At 62.7% G+C, this 17,346-nt stretch carries 13 protein-coding genes; 8 read left to right on the top strand and 5 right to left on the bottom strand.

What is annotated here, in order from left to right; translation table 11 throughout:
• Positions 1-30: 30 nt before the first annotated feature.
• The 3 genes from AC07P1_RS08405 to AC07P1_RS08395 all read left to right on the top strand — a co-directional run bounded on the left by AC07P1_RS08405 (position 31) and on the right by AC07P1_RS08395 (position 3,086).
• Entirely contained in the window at positions 31-1,827 is a 1,797-nt protein-coding gene (locus AC07P1_RS08405) for a YbhB/YbcL family Raf kinase inhibitor-like protein (RefSeq protein ID WP_494695330.1), read from the top strand.
• A gap of 26 nt (positions 1,828-1,853) precedes the next feature.
• Complete coding sequence (locus AC07P1_RS08400) at positions 1,854-2,363, top strand: DUF4142 domain-containing protein (protein ID WP_494695329.1); 510 nt, start codon at positions 1,854-1,856, stop codon at positions 2,361-2,363.
• A 183-nt stretch (positions 2,364-2,546) separates the two neighbouring features.
• A complete protein-coding gene (locus AC07P1_RS08395) occupies positions 2,547-3,086 on the top strand; it encodes an LURP-one-related family protein (RefSeq protein ID WP_494695328.1) in 540 nt (179 codons plus the stop codon).
• Between the two features lie 253 nt (positions 3,087-3,339).
• Here AC07P1_RS08395 and ssb read toward each other — a convergent pair whose 3' ends face one another.
• Positions 3,340-3,840: a single-stranded DNA-binding protein gene (ssb, locus tag AC07P1_RS08390; RefSeq protein WP_090324618.1), complete on the bottom strand. Its 501-nt coding sequence runs from the start codon at positions 3,838-3,840 to the stop codon at positions 3,340-3,342.
• A 321-nt stretch (positions 3,841-4,161) separates the two neighbouring features.
• Here ssb and uvrA point away from each other — a divergent pair, with 321 nt between their 5' ends.
• Complete coding sequence (gene uvrA, locus AC07P1_RS08385; protein ID WP_494695327.1) at positions 4,162-7,008, top strand: excinuclease ABC subunit UvrA; 2,847 nt, start codon at positions 4,162-4,164, stop codon at positions 7,006-7,008.
• 13 nt (positions 7,009-7,021) lie between these two features.
• Entirely contained in the window at positions 7,022-7,921 is a 900-nt protein-coding gene (locus AC07P1_RS08380; protein ID WP_494695326.1) for an AraC family transcriptional regulator, read from the top strand.
• Here the strand turns inward: AC07P1_RS08380 and AC07P1_RS08375 are convergent.
• Positions 7,918-9,723, bottom strand: coding sequence for a DUF885 domain-containing protein (locus AC07P1_RS08375; protein WP_494695325.1), 1,806 nt, complete (start codon positions 9,721-9,723; stop codon positions 7,918-7,920). The genes AC07P1_RS08380 and AC07P1_RS08375 overlap by 4 nt on opposite strands.
• 220 nt (positions 9,724-9,943) lie before the next feature.
• On the opposite strand from AC07P1_RS08375, the gene AC07P1_RS08370 reads away from it, so the two are divergent.
• The gene (locus AC07P1_RS08370; protein ID WP_494695324.1) at positions 9,944-11,380 is read left to right on the top strand and encodes an aldehyde dehydrogenase family protein; all 1,437 of its coding nucleotides are present in this window, start codon (positions 9,944-9,946) and stop codon (positions 11,378-11,380) included.
• Here the strand turns inward: AC07P1_RS08370 and AC07P1_RS08365 are convergent.
• Both AC07P1_RS08365 and AC07P1_RS08360 read right to left on the bottom strand, forming a co-directional pair.
• Positions 11,346-11,996, bottom strand: coding sequence for an HAD hydrolase-like protein (locus AC07P1_RS08365; protein ID WP_494695323.1), 651 nt, complete (start codon positions 11,994-11,996; stop codon positions 11,346-11,348). The genes AC07P1_RS08370 and AC07P1_RS08365 overlap by 35 nt on opposite strands.
• Before the next feature lie 151 nt (positions 11,997-12,147).
• Entirely contained in the window at positions 12,148-14,013 is a 1,866-nt protein-coding gene (locus AC07P1_RS08360; protein ID WP_315216233.1) for a phosphoenolpyruvate carboxykinase (GTP), read from the bottom strand.
• A 323-nt stretch (positions 14,014-14,336) separates the two neighbouring features.
• Between AC07P1_RS08360 and AC07P1_RS08355 the strand changes: the two genes are divergently transcribed.
• The gene (locus tag AC07P1_RS08355) at positions 14,337-15,335 is read left to right on the top strand and encodes a D-2-hydroxyacid dehydrogenase family protein (RefSeq protein ID WP_494695322.1); all 999 of its coding nucleotides are present in this window, start codon (positions 14,337-14,339) and stop codon (positions 15,333-15,335) included.
• A gap of 138 nt (positions 15,336-15,473) precedes the next feature.
• Here the strand turns inward: AC07P1_RS08355 and AC07P1_RS08350 are convergent, their stop codons facing one another.
• Positions 15,474-16,268, bottom strand: coding sequence for an SDR family NAD(P)-dependent oxidoreductase (locus AC07P1_RS08350; RefSeq protein ID WP_494695321.1), 795 nt, complete (start codon positions 16,266-16,268; stop codon positions 15,474-15,476).
• Between the two features lie 125 nt (positions 16,269-16,393).
• On the opposite strand from AC07P1_RS08350, the gene AC07P1_RS08345 reads away from it, so the two are divergent.
• Positions 16,394-17,344, top strand: a complete 951-nt coding sequence (locus AC07P1_RS08345; RefSeq protein WP_494695320.1) for a LysR family transcriptional regulator — start codon at positions 16,394-16,396, stop codon at positions 17,342-17,344.
• The last annotated feature ends 2 nt before the right edge of the window (positions 17,345-17,346 follow it).

The following is a 17,346-nucleotide window of genomic DNA, read 5'->3' as shown; positions in this document are numbered from 1 at the left end:
CGACCTCAGACTCACCACAAGAGGCGAAACATGCGACACAAGTTTGCCGGCGCGACCCCTGCCATCCTCGGCGGCCTGCTAATGGCCTACTCCGGCTTTTCCCATGCTCAACAAGGCGACGGCACGCGCGTCGCGATCGCCGCCGCCATCGTCAAACCCGACAAGGTCGATGCGACGCCCGAGCGCATCGCCGCCATCAAGGCGCCGGCCGGTTTTACGGTAACGCCCTTCGCCACCGGGCTGAAGAATATCCGCATCGTCGCCGTCGCCCCCGACGGCACCATCTACGTCAGCCGGCGCGACCAGGGCGACGTGCTGATGTTCAAGGACGCCAACGGCGACGGCCGCGCCGACGGCCCGCCCGTCACGGTGGCCAACCGCGCGGGCGCGCATGGCCTGGCGATCCGCGACGGCAAGCTCTACCTGGCCACCGTGAAGGAAGTCTTCGTCGCCGACATCCTCGGCGGCGGCAAACTTTCTCCGTTGAAGCTGATCATCGGCGATCTGCCGGACTCGGGCCAGCACCCCAACCGCACGCTGGCCTTCGGGCCGGACGGCATGTTGTATATCAGCGCGGGATCGACCTGCAACGTCTGCAACGAGAGCAATCCGGAAAACGCCACCCTGCTGCGCGCCACCCCGGACGGCAAGCAGCGCACCATCTTCGCATCGGGGCTGCGCAACACCATCGGCTTCGACTGGCACCCGCGCACCGGCGAACTGTGGGGCCCCGACCACGGCATCGACTTCCTCGGCGACGACGACCAGCCCGAAGAGCTGAACAAGTTGGAACTGGGCAAACAGTACGGCTGGCCACACGTGTATGCCGACGGCAAGATCTACCCGCAAAGCACGCCTGTTGGCGATATCACCAAGCCAGAGTGGAAGGCGCGCAGCGAGCCGATGGTGCTCGGGTACACCGCCCATGCGGCGCCGATGCAAATGCTGTTCTATCGCGGCAGCAATTTCCCGTCCGAGTACCAGGGGGACGCCTTCGTCACCATGCGCGGCTCATGGAACCGCAGCGCCCCGTCCGGCTACGAAGTGGTCCGGATCAGGTTCGCCGACGGCCAGCCCAAGTCGATCGAACCGTTTGTCACCGGGTTCCTGACGGACGGCGGAAAGACCCACATCGCGCGTCCGGTCGGACTGGCTATGGCCAAGGATGGTTCCTTGCTGATGGCCGACGATGCGAACGGGGTGCTTTATCGGATTGCCTACTCGGGCCAGGACAAGGGATCGGCCGTGCTTGCGCCGCCGCCGGCCGGTCCGATGCAACAGCAGGCGCAGAAAGGCAACAATGTGCCCCTCGCGCTGGCACGCGCGCCATCCAAGGGTGACGCCAAACTATCGGTGCGCAGTCCGGCATTCGCCGGCGGCGCGCCAATGGCCGCCAAGTACAGCGAATACGCAGACGGCGTGTCGCCGCCGCTGACCTGGGCCGCCGTCGAGGGTGCCAAATCCTACGTCGTCATCGCCGAAGACCCCGACGCGCCGCAAAAACCATTCGTGCATTGGCTGGCGTGGAATATTCCACCGTCGGTCACCACCCTGCCCGAAGGGTTGCAGGAGCAGCCCCGCCTGACAGCACCGGAGGGCGTACTCCAGGGCAGGAACACACGCGGTTCGCTCGGCTACTACGGACCCCGCCCGCCGGTCGGCGATGCGGCGCACCACTATCACTTCCAGGTATTCGCGCTCGATACGACACTGACGCTGCCGTTCGGCGCGGACCGCGACCAACTGCTTCAGGCGATCCAGGGCCACGTTCTGGCCAAGGGCGAAGTGGTGGGCCGCTATGCACAGTCGCAACAACCACCGAAGTAACCATCACCCCACCCACAGGAGACATTATGAAAACCACGCACTTTCTGACCGCATTGACCCTCGGCGTCGCCCTCGCCCATTCCGCCTCCGCCCAGACGATATCGAAAGCCGACACCGATCGCCTGACCGCCATCGCGCAAGCCAACATCGCCGAAGTCGAGGCGGGCAAGATCGCGCTGGAAAAGTCCACCAACGCCGACGTCAAGCAATTCGCGCAGTCGATGATCGACGACCACAGCAAAGGCCTCGAGGAAACCAAGAAAGTGGCCGCCGCTAAAAACCTGACGTTGCCGACGGAACCCGATGCGGCGCATAAAAAAATGGCCGAAAAACTCAAAACCCTGTCCGGCGCCGCCTTCGACAAGGAATACGTGAGCAAGGCCGGCGTTGCCGACCATGCGAAGGTGCACGCGGCGCTGAAACAGGACATCGCCAAGGCACAGGACGCGGACGTCAAGGCGTTGGCGACGAAACTTGAGCCGACAGTCGCGCATCACGGCGAGATGGCCAAAAAACTCAACGCCGCGATTAAGTAACGCGCACGTTTTACGAGCACAAAGGAAGGGGAGGACACCTCTTTTGAGCCATCCTGCGCGCAGCGGCGTGTGTCGCCGATCTTGAGTACGGGACAGGGAGGCAGGCGGGTTAGAATAAAAGCAATGTAACTGGCACAGATATTCAACTCAGCCACAGCATCCTGAAAGGTACGCACCCGATCCATGAACGATATCGCTCCCCGCAGGACGCTGCACATCGCAAAAAAGCTGATGTCGCTACTCGGTAAGTTCCAGATCACCGACGACGACGACAACATCATCTATGAGTGCGCGGCGCAGTGGGGATGGCTCAGGCGTAGCTGGCGCATTACCCGGAACGGCGTCGAAGTGGCGGTCGTCACGCAAAAGCTGTGGTCGTTGGTGCCGAAGTGGAATGTCGAAACCAACGGAGAGAGCTTCCGGTTGCGGGGTAAGTTCTGGAGCTGGCGGCGCCACATCACGGTGCAAGGCGGCCGGTTCGACGGGGCGGAGCTCAAAGGCGGTCTATTTGATATGAATTTCGAGCTTTCCTGGCGCGGGCAAGCGCTGGCCAGGGCGGAGGCAAAAATACTTACATTGAGGACGCGTCACAGCATCGAACTGTTGGACGGCTCGCCCCAGGCGGAGCTTCTCACCGCTATCCTGATGACCACGCTGATGATGCAGAAAGGCGAGGAAAAACACATGGGCGCGGCGGAGCAGGATCACAATCCGTCGATCTAACGGCAGGGCATCTATGCCACTGCGCTGGAGGGTCCAAGCCTCTTAACAGCCCATCCGTGGCAAGAATCTCCGTCACCGTCTGTTCTTCGATGGCATACACCCCACGCGCAGCGCGCCAGACCTCCCTCTTTATAGACAACTATAGAGGAATTATAGACCGATTATTTCTGCTGTCATCTGCGGGGGAACATGTAAAAACGCCCTGCAAATCAAAGACTTGCAGGGCGTAGGTACTTATTATTAAGGTCTGGCCTTAGAACGGAATGTCGTCATCCATATCCGAGAAGTTCGGCGCCGGCTTCGGTGCCGGACGTGGCGCCGGAGGAGCCATCTGCGGACGCGGAGCCGGAGCCTGGCGTTGTGGCGGGGCCGATTCGTAGCCGCCGCCATCGTCCATGCCGCCGCCATCGCCCATGCCTTGACGGCCACCCAGCATTTGCATCTGCTCGGCGATGATGTCGGTCGCGTATTTCTCTACGCCGTCCTTGTCGGTGTATTTACGGGTCTGCAGGCGGCCTTCAACGTAGACCGACGAGCCCTTCTTCAGGTACTGGCCGACGATTTCCGCCAGGCGGCCGAAGAACGAGATGCGGTGCCACTCGGTTTGCTCTTTCTGCTCGCCGGTGTTGCGGTCCTTCGATTTGTACGATGTCGCCACGGCAATGTTGGCGATCGCGTCACCGCTAGGCATGTAGCGAATTTCCGGATCGCGACCCAGATTGCCGACGATGATGACTTTGTTGACTGATGCCATTTATAAAACTCCTGAGTAACGACGGCCGCGCAGGGCGGGCTGTTTGTCTGATGCTAAACGACGATTATAGCATCGCCGCTGGCCCAAATCCGCTTCCTTGGCGGCGCTTGGCGGATTACGGCGTTCCGCCTAATCCGCCCTACGTGTCTCCGTAGCTGATCCGCAACCGTTTGCCGACGTTCGCTTTAGCGCGTTGAAACGGCGCAAGAAAATACTGGTATTATATACAGTGTCAAGCCCCGAGCGCGCGATGTAGATCAAGCCCGGCGCATATATACCCAAACCCGGCTATAGTTACGGGTTGACTCTAAAGGCCAATACATGGAACAGATCCGCATCCGCGGCGCACGCACGCACAACCTCAAAAACATCAATCTCGACCTCCCGCGCAACAAGCTTATCGTGATCACCGGCCTGTCCGGCTCGGGCAAGTCGTCGCTCGCCTTCGATACGCTGTACGCCGAGGGCCAGCGCCGCTATGTGGAGTCGCTGTCGGCCTACGCCCGCCAGTTTCTGCAACTGATGGAGAAGCCCGACGTCGATCTGATCGAAGGCCTGTCGCCGGCGATTTCGATCGAGCAGAAAGCCACTTCGCACAATCCGCGTTCGACGGTCGGCACCGTGACCGAGATCCACGATTATCTGCGCCTGCTGTACGCCCGCGTCGGCACGCCTTATTGCATCAACCATCCAGACCAGGCGCTGGCCGCGCAGACGGTGTCGCAGATGGTCGACGCGGTGCTGGCCATGCCGGACGATACCAAGTTGATGATCCTGGCGCCGGTGGTGGCCAACCGCAAGGGCGAGCACTCCGACCTGTTCGAGCAAATGCAGGCGCAGGGCTTCGTGCGCTTCCGCGTGCAAAGCGGCACCCACGAGGCGAAGATCTATGAAGTCGACGACCTGCCCAAGCTGAAGAAAACCGAGAAGCACACCATCGACGTGGTGATCGACCGCGTGAAGGTGACCGCCGAGATCAAACAACGCCTGGCCGAGAGCTTCGAGACCGCGCTGCGCCTGGCCGATGGCCGCGCCGTGGCGCTGGAGATGGACAACGGCACGGAGCACGTCTACTCCAACAAGTTCGCCTGCAACACCTGCGGCTATTCGCTGCAGGAGCTGGAGCCGCGCCTGTTCTCGTTCAATAACCCTATGGGCGCGTGCCCGGAATGCGACGGCCTCGGTCACATCGAGTTCTTCGATCCGAAGCGCATCGTCGCCTTCCCCAACCTGTCGCTGGCTTCCGGCGCGGTCAAAGGGTGGGACCGCCGCAACCAGTTCTACTTCCAGATGCTGTCCAACCTGGCGGCGTACTACGAGTTCGATCTGGACCTGCCATACGAGCAGCTGCCGAAGACCGCGCAGGAAGTGATCCTGCACGGCTCGGGCAAGACGCACATCCCGTTCACGTATGTGAATGAGCGCGGCCGCACCGTCGTCAAGGAGCACGCGTTCGAGGGCGTGGTGACCAATCTGGCGCGCCGCTACCGCGAGACCGATTCGATGGCCGTCAAGGAGGAACTGGCGAAGTTCATCAACGAGAAGAAGTGCCCGTCGTGCGAAGGCGCGCGTTTGCGCATCGAGGCGCGCTACGTGAAAGTCGGCACCGGCAAGCAGGAAAAGGCGATCTACGAGATCGCCGAGAAGCCGCTGCGCGAGACGCTGTCGTTCTTCGAGCAGCTGAAGCTCAAGGGCGCGAAGAAGGAGATCGCCGACCGCGTGGTCAAGGAAATCATCTCGCGCCTGAAGTTCCTCAACAACGTCGGCCTCGATTACCTGTCGCTGGACCGCAGCGCCGACACGCTGTCGGGCGGCGAGGCGCAGCGCATCCGCCTGGCGTCGCAGATCGGCTCCGGCCTGACGGGCGTGATGTACGTGCTCGATGAGCCGTCGATCGGCCTGCACCAGCGCGACAACGACCGCCTGATCGAGACGCTCAAGCACCTGCGCGACATCGGCAACAGCGTGCTGGTGGTGGAGCATGACGAGGACGCGATCCGCACCGCCGACTTCATCGTCGATATGGGCAAGGGCGCCGGCGTACATGGCGGCGATATCATCGCCCAGGGCACGCTAAAGGACATCCTGAAGAACAAGCAGTCGCTGACGGCGCAGTATTTGAACGGCACGCTGAAGATCGCGGTGCCGAAGAAGCGCCACGTCGCCGATCCGGACAAGCAGTTGGTCATCACCGGCGCCACCGGGAACAATCTGAAGAAGGTCAACCTGCACCTGCCGGTCGGGCTGATGACGTGCGTGACCGGCGTTTCCGGCTCCGGCAAATCGTCGCTGATCAACGATACGCTGTACCCGGCGCTGTCGCGCCACCTGTATGGTTCGCAAACCGAACCATCGCCGCACGACTCCATCAGCGGCCTGGAACACTTCGACAAGGTCATCGCCGTCGACCAGGCGCCGATCGGCCGCACGCCGCGCTCCAATCCGGCGACCTACACCGGTTTGTTCACGCCGATCCGCGATCTGTTCTCGACGGTGCCGGTGGCCAAGGAGCGCGGTTACAGCGCCGGGCGGTTCTCGTTCAACGTCAAGGGCGGCCGCTGCGAGGCCTGCCAGGGCGATGGCGTGATCAAGGTGGAGATGCACTTCCTGCCGGACGTCTACGTGCCGTGCGACGTTTGCCACGGCAAGCGCTATAACCGCGAGACGCTCGAAGTCCAGTACAAGGGCAAGAACATCACCGAGATCCTCGACATGACGGTGGAGGACGCGCACGAGTTCTTCAAGCCGGTGCCGCTGATCGCGCGCAAGCTGCATACGCTGCTCGACGTCGGCCTGGGCTACATCAAGCTCGGTCAGAGCGCGACCACGTTGTCGGGCGGCGAGGCGCAGCGCGTCAAGCTGTCGCTGGAGTTGTCCAAGCGCGACACCGGCCGCACGCTGTACATCCTGGACGAGCCGACCACCGGCCTGCACTTCCACGATATCGATTTGCTGATGAAGGTGATCCACCGCCTGCGCGACCAGGGCAACACGCTGGTCATCATCGAGCACAATCTGGATGTGATCAAGACGGCCGACTGGGTGGTCGATCTGGGTCCGGAGGGCGGCGCGGGTGGCGGCAAGATCATCGCCGCCGGCACGCCGGAGGATGTGGCCAAGAACCCGGCCAGCGTCACCGGCAAGTACCTGGTGCCGCTGCTGAAGTAATCAGCAGTAAGCCATGAAACGGGAGCTCCCTCTCTCACCGCTCGATCAGATGATCGACATCGTCGGCCGATTGGCGCGCGACGACGAGCGGTACGAGACGGTGATCCCGTTTTTGTCGTTGCTGCGGTCCTCGCGGCCAACGGCCGTCACGCGCGGGGTGCTCAAACCCTCGTGCTGCGTGATTCTTCAAGGCGGCAAGCGCGTGCACCTCGGTGCCGACGTTCTCGATTACGGTCCCGGCGAATATCTTGTGGTGTCGGTCGACCTGCCGGCCTCCGGACAGGTGCTCAACGCCACGCAGAGGCAACCGTATCTGCTGCTGAACATCGAATTCGATCCGCAGGAAATCGCCGCCATCGTGGCCGAGGCGCGCATCGCGATGGCCGATGACGCGCAGCCGGTGCGCGGCGCGTTTGTCGGCAAATCCGATGCGGGTCTGCTGGAAGCGTTGAACAAGCTGGTTCACCTGCTGGATGCGCCGGCGGCGGAGGCGGCATTTCTGGCGGTGGGTTTGAAGCGGGAGATCATCTACCGCCTGCTGACCGGGGAATACGGACGGCAACTGTATCAGAACGTGGTGCTCGATCAGCAGGATCGCGGCATCAGCAAGGCAATCGCGTGGCTCAAGGATAGGTTCGACCAGCCGGTCAAGGTGGAGGATCTGGCGCAGGCCACCAATATGAGCGTCTCCAGCCTGCACCACCGCTTCAAGGCGGTGACGACGATGGGGCCGATGCAGTATCAGAAGCAACTGCGCCTTCAAGCGGCGCGCACCTTGCTGCTCAATGGCGATATCGACGCCGGCACCGCCGCCTACAAGGTTGGCTACGAAAGCCAGTCCCAGTTCAGCCGCGAGTACCGGCGCCTGTTCGGCGCCCCGCCGATGCAGGATGTGAAAAAACTGCGCGCTTAACTAGCCGTCACCGTCCGCTTCTCGTCCGCCACCCAATCCTTGACGTGCTTTTCCAGCACGTCCATCGGCAGCGCGCCGGCGCCCAACACCTGGTCGTGGAACTTGCGGATGTCGAAACCGGCGCCCAGCTCCTTGCGGGCGTAGTCGCGCAGTTCGAGGATCTTCAACTGGCCGATCTTGTAGCCCAACGCCTGGCCCGGCCAGACGATGTAGCGGTCCGTCTCGCTCTGCACATCGACTTCCTCGATACCGGAATGGTCGTGGAAGAAGTCCACCACCTGCTGGCGGTTCCACTGTTTGTAGTGCAGGCCCGTATCCACCACCAGGCGGATCGCACGCAGCATTTCATCCTGCAGGTGGCCATAGTAGCTGTATGGATCCTTGAAGAAGCCCAGCTCTTCGCCCAGACGCTCCGAGTACAACGCCCAGCCCTCTGCGTAGGCGGTGTAGTTGCCCTGCTGGCGGAACATCGGCAGTCCCTCGATCTCCTGCGCGATCGCGATCTGCATGTGGTGGCCAGGCACGCCCTCGTGCAGCGCCGTCGTCTCGACGCCGATGGTGGAGCGGTCCTTGAATTCACCAGTGTTGACCATCACGCGGCCAGGGCGCTTGCCGTCCACCGAGCCTGGCATGTACGCGGCCGCGGACGCGCCCTTCTCGCGGAATTCCTCAACCTTGATGATCTCCACCTTCGCCTTCGGCAGCACGCCGAACTGCTGCGGCAACTGCTTGTACATCTGGTCCGTATATTTCTGATACAGGTCGATGATCTCCTGGCGCGATTTCGGATGCGTGGCCGGGTTGGCCGCCAGCGCCTTGTTGAAAGTCTTCAGGTCCTTGAAGCCCAGCTTTTGCGCCGTCTCCAGCATCTGCCCTTCGATGCGCGCGACCTCGGACAGGCCGAGTTGATGGATCTCTTCCGGCGACATGTCGGTCGTCGTCGAATTTTTCGCCTTGAAGGCGTAGCGCGCCGCGCCGTCCGGCAGCGACCACATGCCCACCTCCTTGCGGCCGTGCGGCAGGTATTTGGTCTTGGTGTAGACGGCCAGCTTTTTATATGCCGGGTTGACGTGGGTGCGCACGGCCGCCAGTACCTCCTTGCTCAAACGCGCCTTGTCGGCGGCCGAGAACTCTTTCGGGAACTTCTTCAGAGGCTCGGCGAAAGGCGACTTGGCTGGCGCCATCGCCGCCACATCCTCGCACTGCTTGACGATCTTAGGGATCAGGAATTGCGGCGGCATCAGCTTGTCCCCGACGCCCTTCTCCATCTGCACGCGCGTTTCGTCGAACAGCTTGGGTAGCGATTGCAGGCGCTTGATGTAGTCCTCGTAATCCTTGACGGTGTCGAACGGCAGCGCCGAGACGATCATCGGCGCGTCGATGTGGATGCCGGAGTTCTGCGCCAGCGGCATCTCCCAATCCTTGAAGCGGGCGCCGTCGACGTTCTGGCGCAACTGGCGCACCATCAGTTCTCGGTTCAACTGCTCCTGCAGCGGGAAGCCGCTGGTGTCGACCGCCTCGAAGCGCTTGAGGAAGTCGTCGCTGGCCTTGATGTCGGCCTCGATGTTCGCTTGCGAGAAGTCGGACCACTTGTCGTTGTAGCGCTTATCGCCCAGCAGCGACGCCCACTCCGGGCTGTTGCGCATCGTGTACTCCCACTGCTCCTTGATCAGGCTATTGAGGGCGGCGCGGCGGCCTTCGAGGTCCGGCGCGGCGTTCGCGGATTGGGCGTGGGCCGGGCCAAGCAGCAGGGAAAACAGCAGCGCGCTGGCGACGCCGAGGCGGGTGGTGGTCAGCTTCATCGGAGGACTATCCATAAAAAGGGTCGAGCATGCACTGTAAAGGAAGCGGCCGCGCCGCGGCGTCGTTTTGTGACGGATGGCGGAAACGCGGCGACGAAACGCATTTTCGCGCGACAGGCAGAATCAGGCAAAGATAGTGCAGGAACCGCACTAACGCCCGGGCGCCGGGCTTTCTAGAATGGGCGCACCTATTCCACCAAGTCGAAACAGGAGCCTAGCCATGCGCAACATCGAACATATCTACATCAACGGACAATTCGTCACCCCGCACGGGACGGAGATGGCCGATCTCGTCAACCCCACCACCGGCCAGTTGACCGGGCAGGTGCGCCTGGGCGACGTCGAGGACACCCGCCTCGCCATCGCCGCCGCCCGGGCGGCCTTCCCCACATTTTCCCGCACCACCAGAGAGGAGCGCGGCGTCTGGCTACACAAGCTGCACGACGCGGTGGCCGCGCGCGCGGACGATGCGGCGCGCGCGCTGGTCGAGGAGTACGGCGGCCCGCTCAAGACCAGTGTCGGCCGGTCGCGCTACACGGCCAAGATGTTTTTGGACGTGAAAAAGGTGATGGAGGATCACGCCTTCGTCAAAACCGTCGGCGTGTCGAAGGTGGTGCTGGAGCCGGTGGGCGTGGTCGGCATCATCACGCCGTGGAATTCGAGTGCCTGGTTCATCGCCAACAAGGTCGCCACCGCCATCGCGGCCGGCTGCACCGTGGTGGTCAAGCCGAGCGAATTGAGCGCGGTGCAGAACCAGATCCTCACCGAATGCTTCCATGCGGCCGGGCTGCCGCCGGGGGTGGTCAACATCGTTAATGGACGCGGCGACGTGGTCGGCGCCGAGATCAGCGCCAATCCCGGCATCGACAAGATCTCGTTCACCGGCTCCACCCTGGTGGGCAAAACCATCGCGCGGGCCGCAGTCGATACGATGAAGCGCGTGTCCCTGGAGCTCGGCGGGAAAAGCGCCAACGTGCTGCTCGACGACGCCGACTTCGACAAGGCGATACCGGCCGCGATCCAGGCCTGCTTCATGAACAATGGGCAGGCGTGCATCGCCGGCACGCGCCTGCTGGTGCCGGCGCACCGGCTGGAACAGGTCAAGCGGCTGGCGAAGGCGGCGGCGGAGGCGTTCACCGTCGGCGATCCGCGCGACGCCGGCGTGGCGCTGGGACCTATCGTCACCAGCAAGCAGTATGAGCGCGTGCAGCGGTATATTCGCCTCGGCATCGAGGAAAGCGCGGAGCTGCTCACGGGCGGACCGGGCAAGCCGCAGGGGCTGGAGGCGGGCTACTTCGTCAAGCCAACGGTGTTCGCCAACGTCACGCCGTCGATGACCATCGCGCGGGAAGAGATCTTCGGGCCGGTGCTATCGATCCTCACCTACGAGACCGAGGACGAGGCGGTCGCCATCGCCAACGATACGCCGTATGGCTTGCAGGCCTATGTCAGCTCGACCGACCTGACGCGCGCCAACCGCGTGGCCGGGCGACTGATCGCTGGACGGGTGCATATCAACGGCGTGCACGACGACTTGATCGCGCCGTTCGGCGGTTTCAAACAGTCGGGTATCGGCCGCGAGTTCGGTCCCTACGGACTCGATTCGTATCTGGAGCCGAAGGTCATCCTTGGCGAAGCAGCGCAGTATCCGGACTGAGGTCGAGCAGCTCGGGGACGTGATGGAAGATGCGCTGAGGGTGTTGAGCGGCCAGCGCGTCGACGTGGTTGAAGCCCCAGGCCACGGCGCCGAAGTCGATACCGATGTCGGCCGCCGCCTTGGCGTCGCGGATCTCGTCGCCGATCAGCATCGCGTGCTCCGGCGCGGTACCTGTGGCGGCGAGCACTTTGCGTATCTTGGACGGCTTGCCGAACAACGACGCGCCGCATTCCACATGGCTGAACAAAGCAAGCAACTCCGGCCCGAGAATGGCGCGCACGTTGCCCGGTGAGTTGGAGGTGACGATGGTCAGCGCCACGCGTTGCGCGTGCAGCGCAAGCAGCGCCTGATCGATGCCGGTGAAGAGTTTGATGTTGGCGATATCGTCGGCCATGCGGACGCGCATGAAGCGCGCGATGGCAGGCACTTTCCATAGCGGTACTGCGTGATGCGCCATGATCTGGCGGGCGTCGAGGCCACGCAGGACGTCCTGACGTTCGCGGTCGAGGCGTTTGAAGCCGTACTTGTCGGCGGCCTGGTCGAACACGCGCACGAAGCTGGGGAAGGTATCGGCCAGCGTGCCGTCGAAATCGAAGATGATGAGCTTGCTGGACATAGGAAACACGTAGGGCGGATTAGCGTAGCGTAATCCGCCAATGCATGCGCCGTCAACGGCTCGAAGATGGCGGATTACGGCGTTCCGCCTAATCCGCCCTACGTGGTTTCCCGTTCATTCATGCCGTTCGGCCGAATGAACGGTTTTTTGCTTAGTTCGCCAAGCGCTGTTCCAGCTCGGCTTTCACTGCGGTCAGTTCCTTCGGCAGGTGGTAGGCCAGCTTGGTGAACAGTTCTTCGTGCAGCTTGAGCTCTTCACGCCATGCGTCCTTGTCGATCGAGGTGATCGTTTCGAACTCTTCCGGCGAGAACGGGATGCCGTCCCACTTCAGGTCGCCAAAGCGCGGGGTGGTGCCGAAGATGTTTTCGATACCGCCGGCCGAGCCTTCGATGCGTTCCAGCATCCACTTCAGCACGCGCATGTTGTCGCCGAAACCAGGCCAGACGAAGTGGCCCTGGTCGTCGGTGCGGAACCAGTTGACGCAGTAGATCTTCGGCAGCGTGGCGGCGTTGACCTTGCCCAGCTTTTCGCCCAGGTTCAGCCAGTGCTGGAAGTAGTCGCTCATGTTGTAGCCCATGAACGGCAGCATCGCGAACGGGTCGCGGCGCACAATGCCCATCTGGCCGGCGGCGGCGGCGGTCGTTTCCGAACCCATCGTCGCGGCCATATAGACGCCTTCGACCCAGTTACGCGCTTCGGTGACGAGCGGCACGGTGGTCGAGCGGCGGCCGCCGAAGATGAAGGCCGAGATCGGCACGCCGGCCGGATCGTCCCAGGCGGCGTCGATCACCGGGTTCTGCGTGGCGGCGACGGTGAAGCGGGCGTTCGGGTGGGCGGCCTTGGTGCCGGAGTCCGGCGTCCAGTCCTTGCCCTGCCAGTCGATCAGGTGCGACGGCGCTTCCTTGGTCAGGCCTTCCCACCAGACGTCGCCGTCGTCGGTCAGCGCTACGTTGGTGAAGATGGTGTTTTCACGCATCGAGGCCATGCAGTTGAAGTTGGTCTTTTCGTTGGTGCCAGGGGCAACGCCGAAGTAACCCGCTTCCGGATTGATCGCGTACAGGCGGCCGTCGGCGCCCGGCTTGATCCAGGCGATGTCGTCGCCGATGGTGGTCACTTTCCAGCCGTCGAAGCTCGCCGGCGGGATCAGCATGGCGAAGTTGGTCTTGCCGCAAGCCGACGGGAAGGCCGCCGCGACGTAGTGCTTCTTGCCTTCAGGCGATTCGACGCCGAGGATCAGCATGTGTTCGGCCAGCCAGCCCATGCCGTCCTTGGCCGCGTCCTGGTGGCCCATGTTGGAGGCGATGCGCAGCGCGAAGCACTTCTTGCCCAGCAACGCGTTGCCGCCGTAGCCCGAACCATAGGACCAGATTTCGCGGGTCTCCGGGTAGTGGACGATGTACTTGGTTGGGTTGCATGGCCATGCCACGTCTTTTTGGCCGGCCTTGAGCGGCGCGCCCACGGTGTGCACGCATGGCACGAACTCGCCATCGGTACCCAGCACGTCATAAACGGCCTTGCCCATGCGCGTCATGATGCGCATGTTGACGGCGACGTAAGGCGAGTCGGACAGTTCGACGCCGATGTGCGCGATCGGCGAGCCCAGCGGGCCCATCGAGAACGGCACGACGTACATCGTGCGGCCGACCATGCAGCCGTCGAACAACGGGTTCAGGGTCGCGCGCATTTCGGCGGGCGCCATCCAGTTGTTGGTCGGGCCGGCTTCTTCCTTGGTGTTGGAGCAGATGTAGGTGCGGTCTTCGACACGGGCGACGTCGGTCGGATCCGAGCAGGCGAGGTAGGAATTCGGACGCTTTTCCTGGTTCAGCTTTTTCATGGTGCCGGCGGCGACCATTTCGGCGCACAGGCGGTCGTACTCTTCCTGCGAGCCGTCGCACCAGTAGATGCGGTCCGGTTTGGTCAACGCGGCGATCTCCGCCACCCAATTGATCAGTTTTTGTTGTTTGATGTAAGCTGGGACGTTCAATGTGGCAACGCCACCCATGACGGGCTGATTCATAGTACCTCCAATACAATTAAAATTCTTGGCCATTCGCTGGTCTCTACGCGGCAGGATCGTCGTCAGCTTGTGGCTTGCGCTCGGAAGCCCATTCGAAATGGGTCGGCGGGTCACGGCGGTCTTGTCGAAAGCGCCAAGTGTGTGCATTGGCGCGCAACTCTTTTTGGTGGGGAGTTGTTCATTTTTTGAGCGATTGTACACCCGTCAATAGGCGATTCGATCAAAAATGTAGGAGAATTGGTTGACTAAAGTAGTAAGCTATTCCGGTTCTTTCCGACACTGTTATTTCGCTACGGATTTCATCATAAAATCGGCTAACTCCCATGAAAATCGCTATTCTCGATGATTACCAGAACGCAACCGCCACGCTCGCCTGCTATGATTTATTGCGTGGACACGAGGTCAAAGTGTTCAATAACACAACAAAAGGGCTGGGACAGCTGGCAATCCGGCTCGCCCCGTTCGATGCCTTGGTGCTGATACGCGAGCGTACTACATTGAACCGGGCGCTCCTGAACAAGCTGCCGAACCTGAAGCTGATCTCGCAAACGGGCAAATTGGCCGGACACGTCGATGTGGCCGCCGCGACCGAATTGGGCATCGCCATCGCCGAGGGCGTTGGTTCGCCGACCGCGCCGGCCGAGCTGACATGGGCGTTGATCATGGCCGCCGCGCGCAAGATCGTGCCGTACGCGACCAATCTGAAGGACGGGCTGTGGCAGACCGCCTCCGTCAACCCGCAGTTGAACGGCCTGGGCGTGGTGCTCAGGGGACGCACGCTTGGAATTTGGGGCTATGGCAAGATCGGTCAGTTGATCGCCGGCTATGGCCGGGCGTTCGGCATGAAGGTGGTGGTGTGGGGCAGCGAGGCCAGCCGCGACAAGGCGGTGGCCGACGGCTACGCGGCGGCGGCCTCGCGCGAGGCGTTTTTTGCCGAGGCCGATGTGCTGAGCCTGCACCTGCGGCTGCATCCGGACACGCGCGGCATCGTCACGGCGGACGATCTGGCGCGCATGAAGCCGACGGCGCTGTTCGTCAACACCAGCCGAGCCGAGCTGGTGGCGCCCGGCGCGCTGGAGCAGGCGCTGAACAAGGGCCGGCCCGGCAGCGCGGCGATCGATGTGTTCGAGACCGAGCCGCTGGGCGCGGAGTCGCCGTTGTTGCGCATTCCGACCGTGCTGGCGACGCCGCACCTGGGTTACGTGGAACAGGACAGCTACGAGCTGTACTTCCGCCACGCGTTCCAGAACATCGTCGACTTCGCCGCAGGCAACAGCGACAAAATCAACAATCCCGACTACAAGGCCAACGCCAGGCTTTAAACCAGCCGCAGCACTACCGACAGGGGCCGGCGCGGCTTGCGCGGCCAGTTTAGTGCGGTAGTCGGCGAGCTGGCCGACGATGATGAAGGATGGGCGCGAAGTATGGCTGTGTCATGATTTTCGTCTGGAAAAATCAGCTTAGATGATGATATCCACCACGCCGCCGTCGACCCGCAGCGCGGCGCCCGTGGTGGCGGAGGCTTGTTCCGAGCTAACGTAGATGATCATGTTGGCCACCTCTTCCACCGTCGCGGCGCGCCGGATGATGGACGAGCCGCGATGGGCGACGACGAAGTCCGCCGCCACCTTTTCCAGACTCTCGCCCGACTGCTCGACCTGTTCCTTGAGCATCTCGGCCACGCCCTCGGACAAGGTCGGCCCCGGCAGCACCGAGTTGACTGTCACGCCGGTGCCGGCGAGGCGCTTGGCCAGGCCGCGCGAGACGGCCAGCTGCGCCGCCTTGGTCACGCCGTAATGGATCATGTCGGCAGGAATGCTAACCCCCGATTCGGAGGAAATGAACACGATGCGCCCCCAGCCGCGATCCGCCATGCCCTGCGCGTAATACCGCGACAAACGCACGCCCGACATCACATTGGTCTGGAAGATGCGGTCCCAGTCGCTGTCGGGCGTGTCGAAATAATCGCGCGGCTCGTAGATGCCCAGGTTGTTGATGAGGATGTCGAAGTCCGGATGCGCGGCCAGCAGGCGCGCGCCGTCCGCCTCGGTCGACAGGTCGCCGGCGAATCCGATGGCCTTGCCGCCGCCGTCGATATCGCCCAGGCGCTGCAATGCCGCCTTGACGCTGGCGTCGCTGCGGCCGTTGATGACGACCTGCGCGCCGGCGGCGAGGAAGCCCTTGGCGGCCGCGAAGCCGATACCGTTGGTGGAACCGGTAACCAATACTTTTCGATTGCTGAAGTTGATATTCATAGCGTCCACCTTGTTCATAAATGGTTGGAATCCACCCGGCTGGATGGCTTGCAACCATTGTATTTATGTTGTCCGCGCTTGATAATCCATTGGTTCAGCAAATTACTTTTTGAGATAATCGAAAGATGGACCAAATCGACGCCCTGCGCCTGTTGATCGAGGTGGCGGAAAAAGGCAGTTTTTCGGCGGTGGCGCGCAACCGCGCCATTGCCACCTCGACCGTGACCTTGGCGATCAACCAACTCGAGCAGGTGTTCGGCGCCAGGTTGATGGCCCGCTCGACCCGCCGCCTGACTTTCACCCACGAAGGCGAAAGCCTGCTGGTCGACGCCCGCCGTATCGTGGCCGAATGGGATGGCGCCGTGCTGCGGCTGCGCCAGGGCAGCGAGCTGTCCGGGCCGATCAAGGTCACCGCCACCAACGACTTCGGGCGCTCACAGCTGCGGCCGCTGCTGGATGCTTTCCAGCGGCGCTATCCGAAAGTACACATCAGCCTGATACTCAACGACAGCGTGGTCAACCTGATCGACGAGCACGTGGACCTGGCGCTGCGTTACGGCCCGCTGCAGGATTCGGGCTTGCAGGCGCGCTTGCTGCTGCGCGGCAGGCGGATGGTGTGCGCCGCGCCGGCCTATTGGGACCGCCACGGACGGCCTGTTCATCCGAGCGAACTGGCCGGGCACAATTGCCTGGTGCTGGCGCGCTCGGGCGCGCCGCTGACGGTGTGGAATTTCCGCGACGGCGGCAAGCCGTTCAGCGTGCGCGTGCGTGGCGACCGCCAGGCCAGCGACGGCGCCGTGCCGCGCGAATGGGCGCTCGAAGGCGTCGGCGTGATTCTGAAAAACCGCCAGGACATCCAGAAAGAACTCGACAGCGGCGCGCTGGAAAGCGTGCTGGACGATTTCGCGGCCGGGCCGATCGACCTGTACGCGGTCTATCCGGGCAGCCCGCCGAGCCGACGCGTGGCGGCTCTGGTCGATTTTCTGGTGGACTCGCTCAGGCCGGACCCGGCCGCAACCGGCGATGACGGCGCCGATCAGTCGGGAACGGACCCGCGTGCCCAGCTTCGGGGTTGATC

This window comes from Duganella sp. GW821-FHT07F09 (assembly GCF_059418705.1).
The sequence above is the reverse complement of the archived record's forward strand: the minus strand, read 5'-3'. Positions and strand labels throughout refer to the sequence as shown.